Source organism: Rhodanobacter sp. BL-MT-08, from assembly GCF_054161255.1.
The window spans coordinates 1,409,037-1,433,534 of the sequence record NZ_CP167872.1 but is presented as its reverse complement, the minus strand read 5'-3'; the positions used below and the strand labels follow the sequence as shown (position 1 = coordinate 1,433,534).

Genomic DNA, 24,498 nt, shown 5'->3' with positions numbered 1-24,498 from the left:
CATGGTGGTTGTCGTATTGCGGCATTCACCATGAAATGAAATTGCACCACTGGCATCGTTTCGGCTGCATCTGGTTCAACGGAGGTTTCCATGTCTCGTATCAATGAAACGCTTGCGGCGGATCGTCGTCGCTTCATCCGCGCCGCCGTGACTGGCGGCGCCGTGCTGGCCATCGGTGGCGGGGTGTTCCTTCCGCGACTGTTTGCAGCAGACTCCGTGGCCGAAAACGTGCCGATCGGCAAACCGGGCAAGGTGCTGCTCGAAGTTTTTTCCGACGACGGCAAGGATCTGGGCGCACGCGAGGTACCCCGACTGGTCCTCAGCGATGCTCAGTGGAAGCAGCGGCTGTCACCAGCGAGCTTCGACGTGCTTCGTCGCGACGGCACCGAACGCGCCTTCAGCGGCGATCACGAAAAACCTGCCACTCCCGGCCTGTTCCGCTGCGTCGGTTGCGCCACGGCGCTGTATGACGCTGCCACTGAGTTCGACTCGGGTACCGGCTGGCCGAGCTTCTGGCAGCCGATCGCCAAGACCAACGTGGTCGAAAAACGCGACAACACATTCGGCATGGCCCGGGTGGAAATCCGCTGCGCCAACTGCGACAGCCATCTCGGCCATGTTTTCGACGACGGCCCGAAGCCGACTGGCCTGCGCTACTGCATGAATGCCGTGGCACTGCGTTTTGTTCCCCGAAAAGCTGCCTGAACGGCGAGCCAAAGCCACGCCGTGAAAACCACGCGATCCTGCGCAAAAGCGCATATAAAGTGGGCGCGCCCGCACGATAGGAAGCGCCCTCTTTTCAGCCGGAGATCGACGTGATGAAACGCAAGCTTTGGTCTTCCCTCGCCGCGCTGTGTCTGGTGGCGCCCGTATGTGCCTATGCCACCGAGGGATATGTGGTGGACAACGTCAACCTTCGCGCCGGACCTGATCCGAGCTATCCGCTGGTCGATCAGCTGCCCGGTGGCACCGAAGTGGACGTGCAGGGCTGCACCGACGGCTGGGAATGGTGTGACGTGATCAATGAAAGCGACGGCAACCGCGGCTGGATTGCCGGCAACTACATCCAGTACGAGTACCAGGACCAGCCGGTTCTGCTGTCCGATTACGGCGCACAGATCGGCATCCCGATCGTCGCCTTCAGCATCGGCAGCTACTGGGATCGCTACTACCGCAGCCGTCCGTTCTACGGTGAGCGCGGCAACTGGTACAACCGGCCGTACGTGCGTCGTCCACCGCCGCCACCGCCGCATGGACCGTATCCGGGCCGGCCGGGCGGCCCGGGTGGTCCCGCGCCGTGGCATGGCCCTAACAATGGCAACTACGGTGGCCAACCGAGGCCTGGTTATCCGGGCGAAGGACGGCCGGGGCATCTTGGGCCGGTAAGCCCGGGTTATCCAGTGCACCAGATACCGAACAACGGCAGGCCACCCGTACCGCAGCAAGGCCAGGGTCGACCGGGCGGTCCCGGTCAGGTGGCACCCGGCCAAGGTCGTCCACAGCCAACGCAGGGACGCCCGGCCGGCCACGGTGATGAGCACCACGACAACGATCACCGTGACGACAACGGTCACTGATCGAGGCTTGAGGTGGTGACGAAACGAAACGGGGCGATGCGAATCGTCCCGTTTTGCTGCGTGCGTCCGGCAACCGATCGTCACCGACGGACCGCAGGGCACACCACCTGACCATGCCTTTATGCACACTCCCGGGGCGAGGCGGGAGGTTAGGCTTATGCCTTTCACCGATGGGGAACGAACTCGTGCGCAAGCTTCTGCAATCTGCCGTGCTGGCAGCCCTCGTGCTTGGTGGCTTCAGCCTGTCGGCTATCGCTGCCGACGGGCATAAACCGGACAAGCAGGCGTCGGCCGATGACGCCGGCAACGGCAATGGTTTTCACCTGCCGCCTCTACCCGCCGACGCGCATGTCTCGCAGAGCACCAGCGTCAACGGCCATTCGCTGAAATACACGGTCACCGTCGGCTCGCTGCCGGTTCGCGATGACAAGGGCACCATCACCGGCGAGGTGGTGTTTACCGCCTACACCATGGCCGGCAAGGATCGGCCGGTCACGTTCGCCGTCAACGGCGGCCCGGGCGCCTCGTCGGTTTATCTCAATTTCGGCGCGATCGGACCGAAGAAGGTCAACTTCGGCGTCGAGGGTGATATCCCCTCGGCACCGACCACCTTGCACGACAACCCCGGCACCTGGCTCGGTTTCACCGATCTGGTGTTCATCGACCCGATCGGCACCGGCTACAGCCGCGCGCTGGTGGACGACAAGGAAGCCACCAAGCAGTTCTACAGCACCGACAACGACATCAAATATCTGTCACGCATCGTCTACGACTGGCTGGTCAAGAACGGCCGCATGACCTCGCGCAAGTATCTGGTGGGGGAAAGCTACGGCGGATTCCGCGGCCCGCGCATCACCGACTATCTGCAGACCCAGCTCGGCGTGGCGATGAACGGTCTGGTGCTGCTGTCGCCTTATCTCGATGCCGCGGCGTCCAACGACGAAAACGTGTCGCCGCTACCGTGGATGCAGACGCTGCCATCAATCGCCGCGGCGCATCTGGAGCGCGAACACCGTCTGACGCCCGAGGCGATGGCACCGATCATCGAATACACGCGCGGCGATTACGCCACGACGTTGATGAAAGGCCGCTCCGACCCGCAGGCGACCGAGCGGATGATCCAGAAAGTCACCGAACTGACCGGACTCGATCCCGTTTTCGTGAAGCGTTCCGGCGGTCGTCTGGAAACGCAGGCCTATCTGCGTGAGGTCTACCGTGCTCAGGGCAAACTCGGCAGCCGCTATGACTCGAACGTCACCGCGTGGGATCCGTTCCCGTATGCGCCGCATCAGGAAACAGGCGATCCGATCCTCAACGGCATCATTGCGCCGACCACCACGGCTATGGTCAATTTCGTCACCCAGACGGTCGGCTGGAAATACGACGGCCGCTACAACGCGCTGAGCTATGACGTGAACAAGCTGTGGCACGAGGATGACGATGCGAATCAGGGCTCGGTGTCGCAGCTGCGCGAGGCGGTCGCGAACGATCCGGGCCTGCGCGTGCTGATCGCCCACGGCTGGGACGATCTCTCCTGCCCGTTCATGGTGTCGATACTCGCCGTTGACCAGATGCCCGCGATGGGTGATCCGACCCGCGTGCAGGTGAAGGAATACGCCGGCGGCCACATGTTCTACGCGCGCGAGGACAGCCAGGCGGCACTGAGTCAGGACGTCAAGGCGCTCTACGGCAGCAAGTAGCCCGGTGCACCAAGCGCGGAGGGCGATGTGTCCTCCGCGCTTGCTCAGGCGAATTTATCGCCCAAGAGGTTTATCTGAAGCTTGCGCTGCGGCTGGAACAGGAACACTGTCATGCGGCCGGCGATAGCTCTGCTGGCGAAATCGACGGCCGGCGTCTTTGCCCGAACTCACCGACGGAGATTGATGTCATGAAGCGTCCGTTTCTCGCGTGGCTGACCGCACTATTTTTTGCCGCGCCGGTATTCGCCCACGCTTCCGACGGGTTCGCCACCGCAAACGTCAATCTTCGCGCCGGCCCCGACACCAGCTATCCGCTGATCTCCACCATTCCTGCCGGCACCCAGCTGGCGATTCAGGGATGCACGGACGGCTGGGCATGGTGCGATGTCGTTGCCTTCGGCAACCGCGGCTGGATTGCCGGCAATTACCTGCAATACGACTACCAGAATCAGCGCGTGCTGGTGCCCGCGTACGGCGCACGGATCGGCATACCGATCGTCAGCTTCGTGATCGGCAGTTACTGGGACAGCTATTATCGAAACCGGCCGTTCTACCGCGAGCGCAGCCGCTGGTACGCCCGACCGGTTCCGCACCATCCGCCACCGCGCCCGATTTATCGTCCCCCGCCGCGACCGCCGGTGCAACACCGCCCGCCTTCGCGCCAAACGCGTCCACCCACAGGCAATCGCCCTCCCGTACGTCCGCAACCGGGTGCCGGTGCAGGCCGTCCCGGTCAAGGCAGCCCGAACAACGAAAACCGGCCCTCGCGACCCGGTCAGGGCAATCCCGGTGGCAATCGGCGTCCGGGTTCCGGACCGGGCAATAGCCGCCCCGACCTCGGACCACAACGGCCAGCCGACAACGGCAACTGACATAAAAAAATCCGCCCTTGGGGCGGATTTTTTTGGATGATTTCAAGCGGATCGATGATGCCGGCAGCCCGTGCCGCTTTCAGCAAGCAAACGTAGTTCAGCGCGCGACAGTACTGGCACGCACGAGATACTGCACGCTGAACATTTTCTGCGCGTCGGTCCAAACACGCAGCACTGCCAGCCCGGCCTTCGCTGCCAGCGCCTCGAAATCCGCCAGTGAATACTTGCAGCTGTACTCGACCTGGATCGCCTCATCCTCACGGAAGGCCACACTGCTCTTGCCCAGCTTCACCTGCTGCGCCTTGCTGCTGACAATATGCGTTTCGATACGGCCGGCCATGGGGTTGTAGTGCGCGCGGTGACGGAACGCCGAGAGGTCGAAGTCGCTGCCGACGTCGCGATTCAGCCGCGTGAGCATGTTGAGCGTAAAGGCCGCCGTCACGCCCGCGGCGTCGTTGTAGGCTGCTTCGATGACATCGGGGTCTTTTTTCAGATCGACGCCAATCAATATGCCGCCGGCATCGCCCATCTCGTTGCGCATCTTGCGCAGCAGAACCGCCGCCGCGCGGCTGTCAAAGTTGCCGATCGTCGATCCGGGGAAGTACACCACCGTGCGACGTGGCGCACGCGGCGGAATCGGCAGGCGCAGCGGCTTGGTGAAATCGGCGCCGAGCGCCTGCACCGGCAGCGCGGGAAATTCGGTGGCGAGTCGATCGACGCTCTCGCGCAGCGGCTCGGCCGAAATTTCCACCGGCACATAGGCCACCGGCTCGTGCAGATGCTGCAGAAGCATGCGCGTCTTGCGCGCGTTGCCGCTGCCGTATTCGACCAGGCGTACGTCGCTGCCCAGCGTATCGGCGATGCTGCCGGCGTGCTCGTCCATCAACGCGATCTCGCTGCGGGTCAGGTAATACTCGGGCTGCTCGCAGATTTCGTCGAACAGCGCCGAGCCTCGCTCGTCGTAGAAAAGCCAGGATGGCAAACGTTTCGGCTTCAGCGCCAGACCGCGCTGTGCAATTTCAAGCAGTTCATTGGAAGGTGGGCGACGATCGTCGTCGCTGAAACCCGAGACTTGCGCGTTCATAGATCTTGTCCCAATCGTAGCCCGGCAAACTGCCAGCGGGCATGGGGTGGAAAAAAGTTGCGATAGGTAGCGCGGATATGGTCACGCGGCGTGGCACACGAGCCCCCGCGCAGGATCCATTGTCCACTCATGAATTTGCCGTTGTACTCGCCCAGCGAGCCGGGAAGCGGCTGAAAACCCGGATAGCTGATGTAGGGCGACGCCGTCCACTCCCACACGTCGCCATACATCTGCAGCAAACCGTCGTCACCCGCAGCAGCGACCGGATGAAAACGTTTTTCGTCCTGCAGGTTGCCCGCGATCGGCAGCGGGCGCGCGGCGGACTCCCATTCGGCCTCCGTCGGCAGTCGTGCACCTGCCCAGCGTGCAAACGCCTCGGCTTCGAAATAGCTCAGGTGCGACACCGGATCATGGGGATGAATGGCCTGCACACCCGCCAGCGTGAATTCACTGGCCAGGTCGTCCTGCCAGTACATCGGTCGCTGCCAACCCTCGCGCTGTAGTGTCGCCCAGCCATCAGACAACCACAGACCGGGCTCACGGTAGCCGCCCTCTCTGACAAAGACGAGATATTCGGCGTTGGTCACCAGCCGGTTGGCCAGCGCATGCGGCTGGAGCAAGGTGCGGTGGCGTGGCGTTTCGTTGTCGAAAGCAAAGGACTCGCCGCGATGGCCGATTTCGACGATGCCATCGCGTCCGGCGATAAAGCGCAGTGGGATAGCCGCAGAAGCCGTCGCGCCGTGCTTGCGCTCGTGGTATGCGGGCATCAGAGGATTGCACCACAGCGCATGCTTGATATCGGTGAGCAGCAGCTCCTGATGCTGCTGCTCGTGATTCAGGCCCAACTCGATCAGCTCGACGATTTCCGGATCCGGATCGTCGGACAGTATATCCATCAAAGCCGCATCCACCCGCTCGCGAAAGGCAAACACGTCCTGCAACGAAGGGCGCGAAATCAGCCCCCGGTGCGGCCGCGCGTGCATCGGACCAACCGACTGATAGTACGAATTGAAAAGGAAATGCCAAGCCGGGTCGCGCGATGTGTACGAGGGGTCTTTGCCGAGCACGAAATGCTCGAAAAACCAGGTTGTGTGTGCGAGGTGCCATTTGCCGGGACTGGCGTCCGGCATCGACTGCACCATCAGATCTTCGGCACTCAGGCCGCTTACCAGCTGGACCGATGTGCGACGAACATGATCAAAGCGGGACGCGGTCGACGCGGACACCAGAAAACTATCGCCAGCCATCGTAACCATCCTCCGCCTTGACCCTCAGCGCAGTGGCAATACCGATGGCCCGACGTGGAGGATGGTTCAAAAACATAGAGGCAAGCATGCCGGGCACGGCGTTGAAATCTTGTGATCAGACGCCGCCAAGCAAACTGACGTTGAACACCGTTGCGTCCCATGCATCTTCGATACGCGCCGACACAGAAAAGAAAAAGCCCGGCGGATGCCGGGCTCTTTATTCGCTGAACGACGCCAGATCTACTGGGATCAATCCAATGGGTCAGTATGCTTTGGATCAGTTGCCGTAATAACCGTCATCGCGAACGTACTGCGTAGGCTGGCTATACGTCGTCACAGTACGCGTGACGACGGGAGCACTCTGATAAACCACAGTCGGCTGAGTGTAGACCACCGGCGGGCCGTAATTGTAGTAGACGGGAGCCGGGCGGGTTGCGCTGTAGACGAGACCGCCCACGACACCTGCGACAATGGCGCCGCCGATCCAGCGACCACCGCTCCAGTAGCCGCCATGGCCATACCCGCCGTGGTAGCCGTAGCCACCATGGTAACCGCCATACCCACCATGATAACCACCGCCCCAGCCGTGCGCCGACGCCGACAGTGGCATGACCACCGCAGCCGCTACGCCAAGGCCGAGGGCCAACAGCTTGCTTGCACTACTGAAACGTTTGATGCTCATGGCAGTTCTCCGTATGTACGGGCTTTTCTCGGCCCTCTGTACGATGTCTATGCTCGGCTTTTCGGGCTTAATGTGAACTGAAGCGTTTACTTTTTGATTCGGGCCGAATCCCACGGATTTATTCCGGGGTCAGCGGGCCGGCGGCGCAGCAGCCAGCAGCCGTGAATATCGGCGCGGCGGGCGAAATCGAACGGGATGCTGGGCGCCGTCCAGTCCTCGATCACAAAGCGCTGCTCCAGCTCCGCCCGATCGAGTTTGAAGCGGCGAAAGTTGTTGGAAAACACGATCACGCCGTCTCTCGTGAGGCGCTCATTGCAGGCGTCGAGCAGCTTGACATGATCGCGCTGCACGTCGAAATCTTCCGCCCGCTTGGAGTTGGAAAACGTCGGCGGATCGACAAAGATCAGCCCGTAATGCCCGCGGTCGCGTTGCAGGAATTCCAGCGCATCGAACTGCATCAGTCGATGGCTGGAGCCACTGAATCCGTTGAGCGCTAGATTGCGCGACGCCCATTCCAGATAGGTCGCCGACAGATCCACGCTGGTGGTTTCCAGCGCGCCGCCTGCAGCGGCATGCACGCTTGCCGTGGCGGTGTAGGCGAACAGGTTGAGAAAGCACTTTCCGTCGGCCAGCTCACGCACCTTGCCGCGCACCAGCCGGTGGTCGAGAAACAAACCCGTGTCGAGATAATCCGTGAGATTGACCAGAAATTTGAGGCTGTCCTCTTCCACCTCGATGAATTCGTTGCGCTGATCGAGCTGGCCGTACTTGGAACCGCCCTTGCCGCGCTCGCGGGTTTTCAGGGCGATACGCTCGCGCGGCACGCTGAGCACCTCACCGGCCACGCGGGCGATCTCGCGCATGCGCAGCCGTGCGACATCCGGCGGCACGTCGGCCGGCGCGCGGTACTCCTGAATATGCAGGTGGTCGTTGCCGTGCGTATCGCCGTAGACATCGATGGCCGCAGCATATTCGGGCAGATCCTGATCGTAGGCGCGCCAGCAGTGCGCGCCTTCGCGCGTGAGCCGCTTGCGCAAATGCTTGACGTTTTTTTCCAGGCGATTTTTCAGCATCTGCGCGCCGGCCGACAGCGGCTTGGGCTCGCGCGGTGCTTCATCGCGTTTGCCCAGATCGAACGTCAGCAGCACCGTCTCCAGCGCGCCGTTGTACAGGGTGTATCGCTTGTCGGCATGCAGCTGCATGGCTCGACCCAACTCGACGTCGCCCGCCAGCACCGCGGCACGCCAGCCGGTGAAGCGCGCGCGCAGCGCATCGCCCACGGCGCGATACAGCAGCGGCATCTCGGCGCGCTCGCCCAGGCGCTCGCCATACGGCGGATTGGTGATGACCAGGCCGTAATCGACGCCCGGCGGCGGCGCGGCGTGAGAGACCTCCTGCCGATCGAGCGTAAAAAAACCGGCCACGCCGGCTTCCTGCGCGTTGCGTTTGGACGTCTGCACCATGCGCGGATCGGCATCGCTGCCGAAGAAAGCGCTGCGCAGTTCGCGCAGGCCCTTTTCAGCACGCTCGTTCGCCTCGGTCAACAGGCCGCGCCACAGGGCAATATCGTGTTGATGCCAGCCGAGAAAGCCGAAGTATTCGCGGCGCAAACCGGGCGCCACGTCGGCGGCCATCAGTGCGCCTTCGATCAGCAGCGTGCCCGAACCGCACATCGGATCGAGCAGCGCGCCGCCGGCGGCGTAGACCTCCGACCAGCGCGCGCGCAGCAGCATCGCGGCCGCGAGGTTTTCCTTCAGCGGCGCTTCGCCCTGCACTTCGCGCCAGCCGCGGCGGTGCAGCGGGGTGCCGGCGAGATCCAGCGACACGGTGGCGCGGTCGCGGCGCAGGCGCAGATTGATGCGAATATCGGGTTCATCCGTATCCACACCCGGCCGGTTGCCGTCGCGCTGGCGGAACTGATCGACCACGGCATCCTTGACCCGCTGCGCGATGAACTGGCTGTGCGTGAGCTTGCTCAGCGCAGTGCCGGCATCGACCGACAGCGTGCCGTGTGCGGCCAGATGCGTGCTCCAGTCGATCGACTGCACGCCGCGATAAAGCGCATCGTCATCGGCAGCATCAAAATCCGCCAGCGGCAGCAGGATACGGCTGGCCAGACGCGACCACAGGCAGGCGCGGTATGCGGTTTCCAGCGTGCCGGAAAAATGCGCTCCGGCCAGCGCCTCGCGCACGTCGATCGCGCCCATCGCGATCAGTTCGTCGCGCAGCAGATATTCCAGGCCCTTGGGACATGTCGCGAAAAACGCGTTGGGAGAAATCGCGCTCATGCGGCGGTCGCCAGCTGATCGAGCAGGCGTTGAAACTGCAGCGCGATCGCGTCCATGCTGGCACCCAGGCGGTGATCGTCATCCAGCATCAGCAGCTGCAGCCGGCGCTGCGCAGCCAGCATTTGCACGCCCGCCGGCTGGCAAACCTCGTCGCGCCAGCCGTGAATGAACATGGTCGGCACGCCGCTGCGAAGGTCAAACGCCCGCGCATAGCCGGGAATCGTGCTGGGTGTGGCCAGCAGCAGCAGGCCGAGCACGGGCACATCGAGCGAAGCCAGTCCGGACACGAACGCACCCATGCTGGAGCCGACCAGCAGCGGCGGTGTGGGCAGCGCTTCGATGGTCGCGCGCAGGCGGGCAATACGCGGCGACACGCAGCCGTCGATGCCGCGCGCGTCGTCGTCGCGGTAATCCGGCCGCTGGGTCTGCCAGCCCTGGGCTTCGGCCTGGGCCGCCAGCAGGCTGACCTTGGTAGCGCTGGGATCAGCGTTGAGTCCGTGCGAAAGAATGATCTGGCCGCGCATGGCGACTCCGTGGAAACTGCAATAAGCGAGTTGCGCATGGTAACAGGCTGCGTTTCCGGCGAGACTGGAAGCATGACGCCAACCATTCACGATCAACCGCTGCCGTACACCGACCGCCTGCCCGAGCGCGACGCCAGCGCGGTGGATACCGTCGTCATCCACTGCACCGAACTGCCCGATCTCACGACCGCCCGCGAATACGGCGAACGGCCGCTGCATGACAACGGCACCGGCAACTGCGGCCACTACTACATCGATCGCGACGGCGGCATTTACTGCTACGTGCCCACTACCCGGGTCGCCAACCACGTGCGCGGACACAACCCGCACTCGATCGGCATCGAGCTGGTGAACCTGGGCCGGTACCCGCACTGGTGGGATTCGCGCTACCAGATCATGACCGAGCCGTACACCAACGCGCAGATCGCCGCGCTGATTGCCCTGCTCCAGCAGCTGCGCCTCGAGCATCCGAACCTGCGCCGCATCGCCGGACACGAGGATCTCGATACCGCGCGCCTGCCCGCCAGCGACGACGCCTCGAAAGAGGTATCACGCAAGCTCGATCCCGGCCCGCTGTTTCCTTGGCCCGACGTGGTCCGCGAAAGCGGCCTGGCCCGGTCCCCCTAGGGAAACTCTGATTTTGCTTCGTTGTCGAAGCGTGCACCCGATGCGAGAGAGTGTAGACGATGACCGATCAGCTGACCTTGGCGACACAAGTCGACGGAGGATTTGAAGCTCACCGCAAGGCGACACGACGCGATGTGTTCTTGGCGGAGATGGACAAGGTCGTGCCGTGGTCGCAGCTGTGCGCGGTGATCGAGCCGTTCTACCCCAAGCCACGCGCCGATGGCGGCGGCCGACCGGCCGTGGGTTTGGAGCGCATGCTGCGCATCCACTTTCTGCAGCAGTGGTACGCGCTGAGCGATCCGGCGGTGGAGGAAGCGTTGTACGACTCGGCGTCGATGCGGCGGTTTGTGGGCATCGATCTGGGGCGCGAGCCGGCGCCGGATGAAACGACGGTGTGCAAGTTCCGCCACCTGCTGGAAAAGCACGGGCTGGCCAAGACGCTCTTCGAGGCGGTGAACCGGCATCTGCACCATCAAGGGCTGAAGCTCTCGCAGGGCACGATCGTGGACGCGACGATTCTCGGCGCGCCGTCGTCGACGAAGAATCGGGACAAGGCGCGCGACCCGCAGATGCACCAGACCAAGAAAGGGAATCAGTGGTACTTCGGCATGAAGGCCCACATTGGTGTGGACGAAGCCACTGGCCTGGTTCACAGCGTGGTGACGACAGCGGCCAACGTAGGCGATGTCACCCAGGTGGGCGATCTGCCACACGGCAAAGAGCACGCCGTGTTTGGCGACGCCGGCTACGTCGGCGCGCAGAACCACGCCAAGGCCAAGCGTGGGCGCCAGTGGTATATCGCCGCCAAGCGGAGCAAGGTCAAGGCGATCGAGGATGAGACCTTGCGCGAGTTGACCGAACAGATCGAGCACATCAAGGCATCGATCCGCGCTGTCGTCGAACACCCCTTCCGCGTGATCAAGCGGCAATTCGGTCACGTCAAGGCGCGCTATCGTGGTCTGGCCAAGAACGGTGCACAGGTGCTGACGCTGTTCGCGTTGAGCAACCTGTGGATGTCCCGCGAGTATTTGCTTGCAAAGACAAGATAGGTGCGCCTGAAGGCCGCGTTTTGGCAGCGAAACGCGGCCAAAACGCGGCGAGCATTGGCTGTTTAACCGCATGGACGCCACTCACCGAGGCCGTGCGTCGAGCCGAAGACTGACGACGCCTACGAAGTTGGGTTGATCAGACCTTCCCTAGCTCCCGGCTCCCCGCGATCGTCGAAGGTGAGCCGGCGGCTGCCGCTATAATTGGTGCATTTCACCCGCCACGAGTTGCCACCATGCTGGAAAATCACGTCGCCGAACTGGTCGACCTGCTGCACCTCGAGCGGCTCGAAGACAACCTGTTTCGCGGCCAGAGTCGCGACATCGGCACGCAATTCGTGTTCGGCGGTCAGGTGCTGGGCCAGGCGCTGGCCGCCGCGCAGAACACCGTCGACCCCATTCGCGAGGCGCATTCGCTGCACGCATACTTTCTGCGCGCCGGCGATATCGACGCGCCGATCGTCTACAGCGTCGAGCGCACGCGCGATGGGGGTACCTTCTCGTCGCGTCGCGTGGTGGCGATCCAGCACGGCCAGCCGATTCTCAACGGCTCGATCTCGTTTCAGATTCCGGAGAAAAGCTTCGAGCACCAGTCCTCCATGCCCGACGTGCCGGCGCCGGAGGATATCGAGCCGATGCAGCCACTGAGCGCCGATCAGCTGGCCAAGCTGCCGGTCAAGCTGCAGCGGTGGCTGGGCGTGGACTCGCCGATCGAGTTCAGGCACGTGTGGCCGCAGGATCGACTGCACCCGGTCAAACGTCCGCCGATCCAGCACATCTGGTTTCGCGTGGCCTCGCCGGTGGATGAGTCGCCGGCGCTGCATCGCGCGCTGCTGGCGTACGCGTCGGACTTCAACCTGATCGGCACCGCCACGCTGCCGCACGGCATTTCGTATTACACCCACAACGTGCAGATGGCCAGCCTCGACCACGCGCTGTGGTTCCATCGCCCGTTCAGGGCGGACGAGTGGCTGCTGTACTCCTTCGACAGCCCCACCGCACAGGGCGCGCGCGGTTTTGCCCGCGGCCAGATCTTCAGCCGCGACGGCCAGCTGGTGGCCTCCACCGCGCAGGAAGGACTGATTCGCCTGCGCGGCGGTTGATACACTGCACGCATGCGCCAGATCTATACCTCCCAGCGACAAGAGAACATCGACCGCGTGGTTGCTCTGATGAACGAGCACGCTATCGAAGCCAGGGTCACCAACCGTTCCAACTGGAACCGGCCAAGCTATCAGCGCTTCAGCTACTCCGAGCGCACGGATGACCGCGAGGCCTGGCCGCAGGTGTGGATCGTCAGCGCCGACGACTACACCCGCGCCCGCGAACTGCTGCGCAGCATCGGCATCGAACCGGTGATTCGCCACGCCGACGAGCTGGCGGCCGTACGTAACCCGTCTCCGACTTATCAGAGACGCGGCACCGTCGTACGCGTACGCCGCATCGTAATGGTCGCCGTCGTTGCTGCCTGCGCGATGGTGGTATTGCGGTACATGCACATCATCTAGCGGCACCTACCGGCGTGATGCCGCATGTGGCCATGCCACATGGTTTCGCGCGGTCGCGCGGGCATAGAATCGACGCATGCGCGCCGAACCCACCATCCGCCTGTTTCAGACGCTTCCCCACGCGTGCGGATACTACGCCGAGCGCACGGCGCAAAACCTGGTGGTCGATCCGGCCGCGCCGCAGCTCGACAAACTTTACGGCCCGGCGCTGGAACAAGGCTTTCGCCGCGCTGGCGGGCACCTGTATTTCCCGCAGTGCCCGCAGTGCCAGGCGTGCACACCGTGCCGCGTCGACGTTGAGAATTTCCAGCCGGATCGTTCGCAGCGCCGCTGCCTCAAGCGCAACGCCGACCTCAGCGTCATCGAATGCATACCCGGCTACAACCGCGAGCGGCACGCGCTGTACGAGACCTATCTGCGCAGCCGCCACGCTGGCGGCGGCATGGACGACGCGGAAGCCAGCGACTTCCGCCGATTTCTCACCGCACCGTGGAGCCCCACGCTGTTTCTGGAAATTCGCCAGGCCGAACGGCTGCTAGGCATCGCCGTGACCGACGTCTGCATCAACGGCATTTCGGCCGTCTATACGTTTTTCGATCCCAACGAATCGGCGCGCAGCCTCGGCACCCTCGCCATCCTGCAGCAGATCGAACTGGCCCGCCGCCGCGACATACCGTGGTTGTACCTGGGCTTCTGGATAGACGGCCATCCAAAGATGGACTACAAGCGCCGCTTTCAGCCGCTGGAGATTCGCAGAGACGGTAGCTGGATGGCAATGACACATTCGTAAGGGCTTTCGCAGGTTGGGATGAGCGCAGCGAACCCCAACGCCATCGCCAGCCATGTTGGGATTCGCCTAAGCTCATCCCAACCTACGAATCACGCGTTTTCGGGCAGCCTGTCCACTTTCGGATAGGGATAGAGCTTTTCCAGCGGCACGGACAAACCGTCGTTACCCACCACTCGACAATGGCTGCGGTTGAGCTGGCGCGGTTCGCTGACACCACAGCTGTGCGCAATGATGCCGACCTCGTGCATCACGTTGTCGGCGTAGTGATAGACGCGTTCGCTCTTGTCGGCGACGACCAGACCGCGCTGCAGTTTCGGATTCTGCGTGGTGATGCCGGTGGGGCAGGTATTGCGGTTGCACTGCAGTGACTGGATGCAGCCCAGCGCCAGCATGAACCCGCGCGCCGAGTTAACGAAATCCGCGCCCAGCGACAGCGCCCACGCCACGTCGTAGGCGGTGATGCACTTGCCCGAGCAGATCACCTTGACGCGCTCGCGCAGGCCCTTGCTGATCAGCACGTCGAGTACGGCCGGCAGCGCTTCATGCAGCGGCAGGCCCACGCCTTCCATCAGCGTCTGCGGCGCCGCACCGGTGCCACCTTCCGAACCGTCGACGATGATGAAATCCGGCGCGCTCTGAATGCCGCGCTTCTTCACTTCGTCGCAAAGATCCGCAATCCACTCCACGCCGCCGAACACTGCCTTAAAGCCGACCGGCTTGCCGGTGAGCTCGCGGATGTGCATGATCTTGTCCAGCAGCTGATGGATATTGCCGATGTCCAGATGACGGTTCGGGCTCTGCGAATCCTTACCGACCGGAATGCCGCGAATCTCGGCGATCTCCGGGGTGACCTTGGCCCCGGGCAGCAAGCCGCCCATGCCCGGTTTGGCGCCCTGCCCGAGCTTGATGCTGACCATCTTCACCTGCTTGTGCGCGCAGATCGCCAGCAGCTTGGCGTCGTCCAGTTCGCCCTCGGGCGTGCGCACGCCGTACTTGGCAGTGCCAATCTCGAACACAATATCGCAGCCGCCTTCGAGGTGATACGGCGCCAGGCCTCCCTCGCCGGTATCCATCCAGATGCCGGCCTTGGCCGCGCCGCGCGACAGCGCCCGCACCGCCGGCGCCGACAGCGCGCCGAAGCTCATCGCCGAGATATTGAAGAACGCCGAATGGCTATACGGCTCACGCGCGTAAGGGCCGATCGTCACCGGCACCGGCTCAACGTGCTCCTGGCCGAGATCGGGAAACGGCGCGTTGACGAAAAACGGCACGCCCTCCGCACGCAGGTCACGGCTGGATCCGAAAGCCGCCGTGTTCTCCACGTTCTTGGCCGCACGATAAACCCACGTACGTTCGGCCCGGTTGAACGGCATTTCCTCGCGATCGCTGGAATACAGGTACTGGCGAAAGAACTCGCCCAGATGCAGAAACCAGTAGCGGAAGTGGCCGACCACCGGAAAATTGCGCAGCACCGAATTGGCCTTCTGGTTCCTGTCGATAAACCACATCGACGCGATCACCACCACGCCCAGCGCCAGCACCATCAGCGCGATGGCCGCGCCGATTTCCACCACCACAATCAGCCAGTGTGCGAAGCCCGTCGATTGCATAGCCGTCCCTCGTCAAGTTGGCGTCGCGCAAACGACGCGGAGATTTTTGTCGTTGCGTGCGGAAGCAGATCGATGAGTCTTCTGGAATTACAGCTCGATGCGCAGGCAGCCGGCCGCTCGCTTGGCCTTCGCGATTGCCGCTTCGACCGACTCGGCGCGCGCCAGCGTCACGCCCATGCGTCGGCGTCCCTTGACGGCCGGCTTGCCGAAGATGCGCAGCTGCGTGTCCGGTTCGGCCAGCGCCTCGGCCACGCCGTGATAACGCGGCGCTTCGCCCTCGCCCTCCACCAGCACCGCACACGACGCCGACGGCCCAGCCTGATGAATCACCGGGATCGGCAAGCCGAGAATCGCGCGCGCATGCAGGGCAAATTCGGACAGATCCTGCGAAATCAGCGTCACCAGTCCCGTATCGTGCGGTCGCGGGCTGACTTCGGAAAAAATCACCGCATCGCCCTTGACGAAAAATTCCACGCCGAACACGCCCCAACCACCCAGCGCGCCGGTGATTGCTTCGGCCTGACGCTGCGCTTCGGCCAGCGCGATATCGCTCATCGGCTGCGGCTGCCACGATTCGCGGTAGTCGCCGTCTTCCTGACGATGGCCGATCGGCGCACAGAAACTCACGCCGCTCTTGTGACGGACGGTAAGCAAGGTGATCTCATAGTCGAAGGCGACAAAGCCCTCGACGATGGCGCGCCCCTTGCCGGCGCGGCCGCCGGACTGCGCGTAATCCCACGCCGCCTGCAGCTGGTCCTCGCGCTTGACCACGCTCTGGCCCTTGCCCGAGGAACTCATCACCGGCTTGATCACGAACGGCAGGCCGATAGCAGCTACGGCATCGCGATACTGCTGCTCGTTGTCGCAAAAACGATACGGGGAAGTCGGCAGCCTCAGCTCTTCGGCGGCGAGCCGGCGGATGCCCTCGCGATCCATCGTCAGCCACGCGGCGCGCGCGGTGGGAATCACATGCAGGCCTTCCTTCTCCATCGCGATCAGGGTGGGCGTATGGATTGCCTCTATCTCCGGCACCACCAGGTCGGGCTTTTCCAGTTCGATCAGCGCGCGCAGCGCGTCGCCGTCGAGCATGTCGATGACGTGGCTGCGGTGAGCGATCTGCATCGCCGGCGCGTTGGCGTAGCGGTCGACCGCAATCACCTCCACCGCCAAACGCTGCAGCTCAATGGCTACTTCCTTGCCCAGCTCGCCGGAACCCAGCAAAAGCACGCGCAACGCGTGGGCGGAATGAGGGGTGCCGAACGGTTTCATCGCTTGCTCCGTATGCAAACCGGCATTGTAAGTCGTCGCCGTGGCGATCGGCCTGTCGAGCTTTCGTCAGGCATCGACCACCGCGGCGGCACTTGCAGATAGATATCACTTTGATATCTAATTATGCCTCCAAGGGAGGGTCGCACCAATGAACGAACGCAAGGGTTTTTCGATCGCGGGCATTCCGCTGATCGTTGTCTGTTTGCTGCTTCTGGCGATGGGATTGGGGGGTTTCGTCAAGGCGAACGATGGTCTGCCGCTGTGGCTTCCTGCCATCGCCGTACCGATTTTTGCCGTCGCGGTGTTTTTGGCCAAAGGCTTTTTCCAGGTTGCTCCGAACGAGGGCCAGGTACTGCAGCTGTTCGGCAAGTACGCCGGCACCGTGCGCGTGGAAGGCCTGCGCTGGACCAATCCGTTCTACAGCAAGCAGCGGATCTCGCTGCGCGTGCGCAACTTCGAAAGCGGCAAGCTGAAAGTCAATGACAGCGACGGCAATCCGATCGAGATCGGCGCCATTGTCGTGTGGCAGGTGGTCGATACCGCGGAGGCCGTGTTCTGCGTGGACGACTACGAAAACTATGTGCACATCCAGACCGAGTCGGCGCTGCGGCAGATGGCGCAGAGTTATCCCTACGATGCGCATGACGACAGCAAGGCCTCGCTGCGCAGCCATGGCGACGTGATCAACTCGCACCTGCGCGACGAGATCCAGAACCGGCTGGGCAAGGCCGGCGTGCAGGTGGTCGAGGCGCGCATCAGCCACCTCGCCTACGCGCAGGAAATCGCCCAGGCCATGCTGCAGCGACAGCAGGCCGGCGCCATTATTGCCGCACGCACGCAGATCGTCGAAGGCGCGGTGAGCATGGTCGAGATGGCGCTCGATCAGCTGTCCAAACGCGGCGTGGTGCAGCTCGACGAGGAGCGCAAGGCGTCGATGGTGAGCAATCTTCTGGTCGTGCTGTGCGGCGAACGTGGCACCCAGCCAGTGGTCAATACCGGCTCGCTCTACAGCGGCTGAGGAGACCGGCCATGTCCACACCAATTTCCGAACTGCTGATGCAGCTGTTTACCGCCATGGTTGTCGCCGTCGTCGGCTGGGTGATTCGCACGCGCGGCCCGCAGGGCCTGGTGCATGGCATCGTCGACTGGAACAAGGTCGATGAAGCAAAGCGCCAGCGCGCGGGCCGAGATATCGGCAACGTCTTTTTTGCGATGACCGTATGGATGGCCGGATTCGGTGTTTACCGCTATGAGGGCTTCTACGATCTGGCCACCGACAATCTGGCCCACGTGATCTTTATCGGCGGCCTCTGCGCTCTGGTGCTGCTGATGCTCCTGATGCTGCTGCGCCTGCGGGAAAACCAGCGAACGCATGGCCGCTGAGAAAAAAGCCTATCCGCTGCGCATCAGCGCCGACGTGCTGAAGGCCATGCAGCAGTGGTCGGACGATGAGTTGCGCAGCGTCAACGCGCAGATCGAGTACGTGCTGCGGGAGGCGCTGCGCAAGGCGGGGCGCATGAAAAACGGCAAGACCTCCGATGCTGACGACGAGGTTGGTTGATGGCTCGACCGGCCCTATCCGGATGCGCCGGAACCAGAGCCGCCACGTGCCGCTTGAGTCCAATCGATGCAACAGGAGTTTTTCGATGACATACCGCCGATGGTTTTCCGCGGGGCTTTTTTTCTTTTCGGCAGCAGGCGCATGCGCCATACAGGCCACCGATTGCAGGAACACGTCCAGCAAGCTGCTGGATAATCTCGATCGCGGCAATTACGCCATCGCTGGCGCTGATTTCGACGCAAAAATGAAAACGCTCACGCCGGAAAGGCTGCAAAGCTTTTGGGAGAACCTTCCGCACCGGTGGGGCGCACGCGGCGCTCGCGACGATGCCCGGCTCGTGCGCAAAGACGGCAACGACATCGTGGTGACGCCGATACATTTCGGCGACGAGGTCGCCAACGCCGTGGTGGTCTGTTCGCCCGCCGGCCAGATCGCCGGCTTTCACGTGTTTCCGCAGCCATGATGGTCTCGACAGTGCCGGCATTACCCATGCCCATGCCCACGCCAGCGCGCGGGCCGCATCTGAAACTCGCGCTGTGGTTCGGCCTGGCCGGTGTTATCGCGACCGCGCTGCTGTTTCCCTATGCGCTCGCATTGATGCCGTTGAAATTTGGGATGCTGCGGCACCCCTGGTGGACCGTGATGCTGCTGCAGGCGGCGCAGGCCGGGGGGCTCTGCCTGCTGCTGGGCTGGCTGGGCCTGTTGCTGGGCGCTCGCTACGGCCTGAATGCACCGTGGTTGCGCGCCTGGGTTTACCACCAAACGCGTGATCCCTCAGCCGAACACCGCTGGCTGGCCGCCATCGTGCTCGGCGTGTTGGCGTCGCTGCTGGTCATCGCCATCAGCCTGCTGTTGCCGCATCCGGCAGCGGCAACCACAGTCCGCTCGCTGGATTGGGCGTGGCGCGGCGCGCTGGCGTCGTTTTATGGCGGCATCGTGGAAGAGGTGGAGTGTCGGCTATTTCTTCTCAGCCTGTTCGTGTGGCTGCTGGCGACGTTCAACCGGCAACAGGCTCGGCCATGGATGTTTGTCACCGCTATCCTGCTGGCGGCGCTGCTGTTCGGTGCGGGCCATCTGCCCGGCGCGTTTGCCGCCGGCATGGCTCACTCGGCGCTGCCCGTCGCGCGGATCATTTTGCTCAATGCGCTGGTGGGCATCGTCACCGGCGTGCTGTTCTGGAAATTCGGACTGGAGCACGCGATGGTCGCGCATTTCAGCGCCGATCTCGTTCTCCATGTGGCGCTGCCGCTGGCGAGCGCTCTTTAGCAGTGACTCAGGGCCCGTTGACCGCCACCATCTGCAGCTGCGGCAGCTGCAGCTCACCCAACTGGCCATCGTCGCCGACGACAAACAAACGGCCGTCGCGCTGCGCGAGCGCATTGGCATCGTTGAGGCCGTGGCGCACGGCAACGCGCCGCACCAGGCTGCCGTCGGCGGCGTTGTAGATGCTCAGCTGGTCACTCTCTCCGTCGCCCACCACCAGCCAGTCATGGTTCGCGTCATGCCAGTGCACCAGCGTGCCGGACATCGATGAGCGTGCTCCGGCCAGCGGCACCGCGCGATCGACGCCGAAGCCGCCCATAACCAGCCCGACAAGTGCTGCGAGCGTGGCCGTGGTGAGTATCCAGGCTGATATTCCCGAGCGCGCATGCATGTTCATGCGGCCATCCTGACGCCGCGGCATGACACCGGGATGACGCGGCGACCTCGTGCGCGGCAATCGGCGTCAGTCGCGATGCCAGCGCAGCGAAAGTCCCAGCGCAATCCAGCCAATGATAAACGCCAGGCCGCCGAACGGCGTGATGATTCCCGTCCAGCGCGGCGCGCCCAGCGCCAGTGCATAGAGGCTGCCGCTGAACAACACGATGCCGAGAGCAAAGGCCATGATCGCTACACGTCGACTGCGGCCTGCTCCCAAGCCCACGGCAGCGGCCAGCGCCAGCGCGTGCCAGATATGATAATTCACCGCCGTATGCCACAGCTCGAGGCTGTGCGGGTCGAGCATCTTCTGCAGCGCATGCGCACCAAAAGCACCTAGCAACACCGCGCTGGCGCCCGCCGTTCCAGCCAGCAGGGCGATTCGGGTACGGACGACTTGACGCATGGAGGGCAGCCTTTTGAAGGGGGCAACGCCGAGCCGGCGTCGGTGTCGTATGCTTGATCGGATGAACAGCCTGGATTCTCGCATGAAGCTCCGCCGCCCGAAGCGCTTCGCCCTGCTTTTGCTACTGCTCGCGCTCATCACCCTGGCCGGATGCCAGCGCGAGGAAAAGCTGCCGTTCCGTCTCACCGATGTCAGCGGCCACATGCCCGACCTCGATTTCAAGCTCACCGACGATCACGGCAAGCCGGTCACCGGGGCGGACTATCGCGGCAAAGTGGTCGTACTGTACTTCGGCTACACCCACTGCCCCGACGTCTGCCCGCTGACCATGGCGCAGCTGCACGTGGTGATGCAGCGGCTGGGGCCGCTGGCGGACAAGGCAAGGATCCTGTTCGTCAGCGTGGATCCGACCCGCGACACACCGCCGGTGATGCACGCGTACGTGAATGCGTTCGACCCGCGCGCCGTCGGCCTGACCGGTGATCCGCGCGACATCGAGGCGCTGAGCAAGCGCTACCGCTCCGCCTACACCCGCGAACCGGACGGCAAGGACGGCAATTACGAAGTCAGCCACAGCTCGGCGATGTACGTCTTCGACAGCAAGGGCGCGGCGCGCGTACTAGCCACGCCGGCCGACTCGCAGGATGATCTGGTGCATGACCTGCACCTGCTGCTCGACAACGGAAACCCCACATGAAACGACAGGCACTGCTGTTTCTCGCTGCCGGACTGCTGCTGACCGGCGCAGCCCAGGCCACCGAGGCCGAACACATTCGAGCCGTCCACGCGTGGCTGCGGGTGCTGCCAGGCGACCTGCCCGCCGGCGCGTATGTCACGCTGGAAAATAGTGGCGATCAGCCGGTCGCGCTGAAAGGCGCCGGCAGCGACGCGTACGCCGACGTGATGCTGCACCAGAGTTCCAGCGAGGGCGGTATGAGCCGCATGGCCATGGTCGACTCCGTAACCGTGCCCGCGCACGGCGAGGCCACGCTGGCGCCCGCCGGTTACCACCTCATGCTGATGAAGTCGACGCATGCGGTGAAGCCGGGCGACACCGTTCGCATCAACCTGAAATTTGCCGATGGCAGCACGCTGCCCACCGATTTCATCACCCGCCCCGCCAATGCGGTGGATGCCGGCAGCTAAAGTCTTCGGGGTTATTTATTCAACGCCGCGCCGCCGGATGACCGCACGATCGCCTGCCGCGGCACGCGCCGCGGCAGCCGGCCATGGCGCGACAGCCACAGCCACTGACGCAGCGCCATCAGGCTACCGACCGATTCCACCAGCGCGGCAGGCACCCATGTGATCACACCGCCGATCATCTGCCCGGTCAGCACGTTGAAGGTAAACGCGCGGCCGCAGATTTCGAAGATCGGATAGAGGTCGGTTTTCGAAAACGTGACGATCGCGCCGACCAGAATCTGCGGCGTCATCGTGATCGCCGGCGACAGCACGCGTAACCCGGCGATCATGCGACCGGGCGGATGCGGCCGGTGATCGAGCACCAGCGACCAGTAGGCAAAGCCGCTGATCAGCATAGTCCAGTTCATGAAGCGATACACGCGCCAGTCCAGCATCGCCGTGGTCTGCATCGACGGAATCAGCCAGATCAGGATGAAGCCGATGAACAGCACCGTCGCCACCGCCGGATTCAGCAGCACGCCCATCACCAGGCGCCAGGGCCACGACCGCTGCAGCGGCCGCAGCACGCGCACCCGAAACGCCAGCGGCAGACCGGCGCGCAATACGCTGGCCGGATACGCCGTAACGATCAGCAGCGGCGCCAGATGATGCAGCAGCACCTGCTGGATGCGGTGCATGAAGAACTCGTGCTCGGCGTAATAATCCAGATACGTCTGCAGCGACAGATAGATGATCGCCATGCCGATCCAGAACACCAGCTGCCGGCTGAAGCTTACCGTGAGCCGACGGCTGCCGCGCACGTACAGCACACACGTGGTGAGAAATGCCGCAAGGAAAACCCACGAAAACTCCCACGGCACCGCCCATTTCAAGAGCGTGGCGATCACGACAGCACCTGGCCCAAGGTCGGCGACATCATCGGCGCTCGCGACTGCGACGGGAGCGACGCCAGCCGTATAGCAGTCCAAACGCAACCACCAGCATCGGCACCAGCACGATATTGATGAACTTCAGGCGGAAGCCCAGCCGATCGATTTCCGCGTTGAGCTGATGCTGCACGTCGCGCAGCTCCTTGTTGATCGCCAGCTGGCGCTGCCGAAACTGCTCGATCTCGCGCCGCTGCTCGGTAGTGGCGGTGCTGGGCTGACTGCCCTTGGACGGCTGCAATTCTTCCAGACGGCGCCGCGTTTCGGCCAGTTCCTGCTCCAGCTCGCGCTCCTTTTGCAGAAACTTCTGATCGGCGACGTTGCGCAGCGCCTGCACCCGGGTGAAAGGGCGCTGTGAGGTCGAACGTCCGCGTATAGACAGCAGAGCCGATGATCCACTGAGATTGTCGACGAGGTTGTTGACGAAATCGCCGTTGTTGGCGAACACCCGCAGCATCGTCTGACCGAGGATATTCTGCGGCTCGACCCACAGCCGGTCGCTCAGCATGTCGGTATCGGCCACCAGCACCACCTCGGCGTTCGGCCCAGACGCCGCAAGATGCCCCGCCTGACCGGCGCGTTCGGGAAATGCCGAAACAAACGGACCACGCAAACGCGCCGCCAGTACGTAATGCGCGTTGTCCGGCTTGTAATCCTGCAGCAACTCGGTCGGATCGTTGCTTGCCGCCATCACCCGCTGGCTCGACACCAGTTCGGCCTCGGCACTGCTCTGAAACAGCGGCGTCAGGCGGGTACGCGCGTTCGGCGCCAGGTCGAAATGGCCGGCATTGGAGACGTTGATGCGCTGCAGACTGGCCGTGATGACGTCGTCACGGTTGAGCTCCTGCGTTCCCAGTCCAAGCATGGCTGGGTGATTGAAACTGCTGCCGCCCTGCTCGATCGACAGCATGCGCGCACGATCGAGCACCACTTTCTGCGGATCGAAGACAACGCCCCAGGCAGCGAACAGCCTCGGCAGATTCGAACTCTGGTCGGGCTGGCCACCGCCAACCAGAGTCGACGCACCGGCGCTCGTGTCGAGCTCGGCGTCGGGGTCCACGAAGACCGCCAGATGGCCGCCACGCAGCACGTACTGGTCGATCGCATACTGCGCATCGGTCGACAGGTGGCGCGGCTGGATCAGCAGCAATACCTTGATCTTTTCATCGATCTGCTTGAGCTTGTCCGCATCCAGAGTTCGGATATCGAACAGCTGCCCGAGCTGCTGCACCACCGCCCACGGCTGCTCGCCCAGCACCGGATTGCCATTGATCGGCAATGAACTGATCACGCCGATCTCGGGCTTGCTGGACTGGTTCAACTCGTAAAGCAGTTTCGCCACGTCGTATTCGAGAAACGACTCGCGAGCCGGATCGAAAAACGGGATAGACAGCGCGCGCTCCACTGGCCGTTCTTCCGTCGCGTCGCCACTCGCCGCGGCGGCGTCGGCGGGCGTGCCGTCGCCAGGGGCGGCAGCCGCCGTACCGGCGAGGCCGAAAAACATCCGCTCGCCGTTGGTACCGCCACTGGCGGCAGTAAGGCCGCTGCCTTCCGCGCTGGCCTCATCGTCGGAATAGGGCACCGGATCAATGATCTGCAACTGGATGCGGCCGTGCGAACGCGCCACCATCTCTTGCAGCATTTCGCTGACGCGCTGCTCGTAGCTGCGCAGCTGCGGCAGGTCGCGCGCCGCGTGATCGGAAAAATACAGGGTGATTTTCAGCGGGCGCTGCAGCGTGTCGATGATATGCAGCGTGCCGGGCGTCAGGGTATACAGCTGGTCCGTCGTGAGGTCGATGCGCGAGGCGCGCAGCCAGCGGCTGGTGGTGACGATCAGCGATGCGAAGATCAGCATCAGCACGATCAGCAGCCCGTAAAGCACCGTACGCCGGCTGGGTCGTAGTGGCATTGCAAACGCTCGGCGCAAACGCTGATGG

Annotated in this window: 27 protein-coding genes; 16 read left to right on the top strand and 11 right to left on the bottom strand. The window is 63.5% G+C overall.

The features are described 5' to 3' along the window. The first annotated feature begins 90 nt into the window (after positions 1-90). From msrB to ACDK93_RS06060, 4 genes are all read left to right on the top strand, one after another. Positions 91-705 (top strand): peptide-methionine (R)-S-oxide reductase MsrB, encoded by a 615-nt coding sequence (gene msrB / locus ACDK93_RS06075; protein WP_458071711.1) that lies wholly within the window; start codon positions 91-93, stop codon positions 703-705. Positions 706-818: 113 nt separating this feature from the next. Then, a complete protein-coding gene (locus ACDK93_RS06070) occupies positions 819-1,577 on the top strand; it encodes an SH3 domain-containing protein (RefSeq protein ID WP_458071709.1) in 759 nt (252 codons plus the stop codon). A gap of 185 nt (positions 1,578-1,762) precedes the next feature. Continuing rightward, positions 1,763-3,277, top strand: a complete 1,515-nt coding sequence (locus tag ACDK93_RS06065; RefSeq protein ID WP_458071707.1) for a S10 family peptidase — start codon at positions 1,763-1,765, stop codon at positions 3,275-3,277. Positions 3,278-3,465: 188 nt separating this feature from the next. After that, a complete protein-coding gene (locus ACDK93_RS06060) occupies positions 3,466-4,149 on the top strand; it encodes an SH3 domain-containing protein (protein WP_458071705.1) in 684 nt (227 codons plus the stop codon). Between the two features lie 97 nt (positions 4,150-4,246). On the opposite strand, the gene egtD is transcribed toward ACDK93_RS06060, so the two are convergent. The 5 genes from egtD to ACDK93_RS06035 form a co-directional block, all read right to left on the bottom strand. Then, complete coding sequence (gene egtD / locus ACDK93_RS06055; protein WP_458071704.1) at positions 4,247-5,233, bottom strand: L-histidine N(alpha)-methyltransferase; 987 nt, start codon at positions 5,231-5,233, stop codon at positions 4,247-4,249. After that, positions 5,230-6,480 (bottom strand): ergothioneine biosynthesis protein EgtB, encoded by a 1,251-nt coding sequence (gene egtB / locus ACDK93_RS06050; RefSeq protein ID WP_458071702.1) that lies wholly within the window; start codon positions 6,478-6,480, stop codon positions 5,230-5,232. The genes egtD and egtB overlap by 4 nt, the downstream gene beginning before the upstream one ends. Before the next feature lie 277 nt (positions 6,481-6,757). Beyond that, entirely contained in the window at positions 6,758-7,162 is a 405-nt protein-coding gene (locus tag ACDK93_RS06045; RefSeq protein ID WP_458071700.1) for a hypothetical protein, read from the bottom strand. Positions 7,163-7,248: 86 nt separating this feature from the next. Beyond that, positions 7,249-9,450 (bottom strand): bifunctional 23S rRNA (guanine(2069)-N(7))-methyltransferase RlmK/23S rRNA (guanine(2445)-N(2))-methyltransferase RlmL, encoded by a 2,202-nt coding sequence (gene rlmKL / locus ACDK93_RS06040; RefSeq protein WP_458071699.1) that lies wholly within the window; start codon positions 9,448-9,450, stop codon positions 7,249-7,251. Next, complete coding sequence (locus ACDK93_RS06035) at positions 9,447-9,974, bottom strand: alpha/beta hydrolase (protein WP_458071698.1); 528 nt, start codon at positions 9,972-9,974, stop codon at positions 9,447-9,449. The genes rlmKL and ACDK93_RS06035 overlap by 4 nt, the downstream gene beginning before the upstream one ends. Positions 9,975-10,046: 72 nt before the next feature. On the opposite strand from ACDK93_RS06035, the gene ACDK93_RS06030 reads away from it, so the two are divergent. The 5 genes from ACDK93_RS06030 to ACDK93_RS06010 all read left to right on the top strand — a co-directional run bounded on the left by ACDK93_RS06030 (position 10,047) and on the right by ACDK93_RS06010 (position 13,945). After that, complete coding sequence (locus ACDK93_RS06030; protein WP_458071697.1) at positions 10,047-10,601, top strand: N-acetylmuramoyl-L-alanine amidase; 555 nt, start codon at positions 10,047-10,049, stop codon at positions 10,599-10,601. Positions 10,602-10,660: 59 nt separating this feature from the next. Beyond that, on the top strand, positions 10,661-11,650 hold the full coding sequence (locus ACDK93_RS06025; protein WP_458071696.1) for an IS5 family transposase: 990 nt from the start codon (positions 10,661-10,663) through the stop codon (positions 11,648-11,650). A 233-nt stretch (positions 11,651-11,883) separates the two neighbouring features. Further along, positions 11,884-12,750: an acyl-CoA thioesterase II gene (gene tesB / locus ACDK93_RS06020; protein ID WP_458071695.1), complete on the top strand. Its 867-nt coding sequence runs from the start codon at positions 11,884-11,886 to the stop codon at positions 12,748-12,750. A gap of 12 nt (positions 12,751-12,762) precedes the next feature. Continuing rightward, entirely contained in the window at positions 12,763-13,155 is a 393-nt protein-coding gene (locus ACDK93_RS06015; protein WP_458071694.1) for a hypothetical protein, read from the top strand. Positions 13,156-13,231: 76 nt separating this feature from the next. Beyond that, positions 13,232-13,945, top strand: coding sequence for an arginyltransferase (locus tag ACDK93_RS06010; protein WP_458071693.1), 714 nt, complete (start codon positions 13,232-13,234; stop codon positions 13,943-13,945). Positions 13,946-14,034: 89 nt separating this feature from the next. On the opposite strand, the gene ACDK93_RS06005 is transcribed toward ACDK93_RS06010, so the two are convergent. Both ACDK93_RS06005 and purT read right to left on the bottom strand, forming a co-directional pair. Continuing rightward, a complete protein-coding gene (locus tag ACDK93_RS06005) occupies positions 14,035-15,555 on the bottom strand; it encodes an FMN-binding glutamate synthase family protein (RefSeq protein ID WP_458071692.1) in 1,521 nt (506 codons plus the stop codon). Positions 15,556-15,642: 87 nt separating this feature from the next. Then, the gene (purT, locus tag ACDK93_RS06000; RefSeq protein WP_458071691.1) at positions 15,643-16,824 is read right to left on the bottom strand and encodes a formate-dependent phosphoribosylglycinamide formyltransferase; all 1,182 of its coding nucleotides are present in this window, start codon (positions 16,822-16,824) and stop codon (positions 15,643-15,645) included. 148 nt (positions 16,825-16,972) lie between these two features. Between purT and ACDK93_RS05995 the strand changes: the two genes are divergently transcribed. The 5 genes from ACDK93_RS05995 to ACDK93_RS05975 are packed head-to-tail and all read left to right on the top strand — an operon-like array spanning position 16,973 to position 19,651. After that, the gene (locus ACDK93_RS05995) at positions 16,973-17,842 is read left to right on the top strand and encodes an SPFH domain-containing protein (protein WP_458071690.1); all 870 of its coding nucleotides are present in this window, start codon (positions 16,973-16,975) and stop codon (positions 17,840-17,842) included. Positions 17,843-17,853: 11 nt separating this feature from the next. Further along, a complete protein-coding gene (locus ACDK93_RS05990) occupies positions 17,854-18,207 on the top strand; it encodes a hypothetical protein (RefSeq protein ID WP_458071689.1) in 354 nt (117 codons plus the stop codon). Beyond that, complete coding sequence (locus ACDK93_RS05985) at positions 18,197-18,385, top strand: Arc family DNA binding domain-containing protein (protein ID WP_458071688.1); 189 nt, start codon at positions 18,197-18,199, stop codon at positions 18,383-18,385. Before ACDK93_RS05990 ends, ACDK93_RS05985 begins: the two co-directional genes overlap by 11 nt. Beyond that, positions 18,363-18,848, top strand: coding sequence for a hypothetical protein (locus ACDK93_RS05980; protein ID WP_458071687.1), 486 nt, complete (start codon positions 18,363-18,365; stop codon positions 18,846-18,848). The genes ACDK93_RS05985 and ACDK93_RS05980 overlap by 23 nt, the downstream gene beginning before the upstream one ends. A 26-nt stretch (positions 18,849-18,874) precedes the next feature. Further along, positions 18,875-19,651: a CPBP family glutamic-type intramembrane protease gene (locus ACDK93_RS05975; RefSeq protein WP_458071686.1), complete on the top strand. Its 777-nt coding sequence runs from the start codon at positions 18,875-18,877 to the stop codon at positions 19,649-19,651. Between the two features lie 7 nt (positions 19,652-19,658). Here the strand turns inward: ACDK93_RS05975 and ACDK93_RS05970 are convergent, their stop codons facing one another. Together ACDK93_RS05970 and ACDK93_RS05965 are read right to left on the bottom strand one after the other, a co-directional pair. After that, entirely contained in the window at positions 19,659-20,045 is a 387-nt protein-coding gene (locus ACDK93_RS05970; protein WP_458071685.1) for a hypothetical protein, read from the bottom strand. Between the two features lie 66 nt (positions 20,046-20,111). Then, entirely contained in the window at positions 20,112-20,489 is a 378-nt protein-coding gene (locus tag ACDK93_RS05965; RefSeq protein WP_458071684.1) for a DUF423 domain-containing protein, read from the bottom strand. 82 nt (positions 20,490-20,571) lie between these two features. Between ACDK93_RS05965 and ACDK93_RS05960 the strand changes: the two genes are divergently transcribed. Both ACDK93_RS05960 and ACDK93_RS05955 read left to right on the top strand, forming a co-directional pair. Continuing rightward, entirely contained in the window at positions 20,572-21,186 is a 615-nt protein-coding gene (locus ACDK93_RS05960) for an SCO family protein (protein ID WP_458071683.1), read from the top strand. After that, entirely contained in the window at positions 21,183-21,635 is a 453-nt protein-coding gene (locus ACDK93_RS05955; protein ID WP_458071682.1) for a copper chaperone PCu(A)C, read from the top strand. The genes ACDK93_RS05960 and ACDK93_RS05955 overlap by 4 nt, the downstream gene beginning before the upstream one ends. A gap of 11 nt (positions 21,636-21,646) precedes the next feature. Here ACDK93_RS05955 and ACDK93_RS05950 read toward each other — a convergent pair whose 3' ends face one another. Then, positions 21,647-22,522: a cytochrome c oxidase assembly protein gene (locus ACDK93_RS05950; protein WP_458071681.1), complete on the bottom strand. Its 876-nt coding sequence runs from the start codon at positions 22,520-22,522 to the stop codon at positions 21,647-21,649. 28 nt (positions 22,523-22,550) lie between these two features. Continuing rightward, a complete protein-coding gene (locus ACDK93_RS05945; protein ID WP_458071679.1) occupies positions 22,551-24,470 on the bottom strand; it encodes a Gldg family protein in 1,920 nt (639 codons plus the stop codon). Between the last annotated feature and the right edge of the window lie 28 nt (positions 24,471-24,498).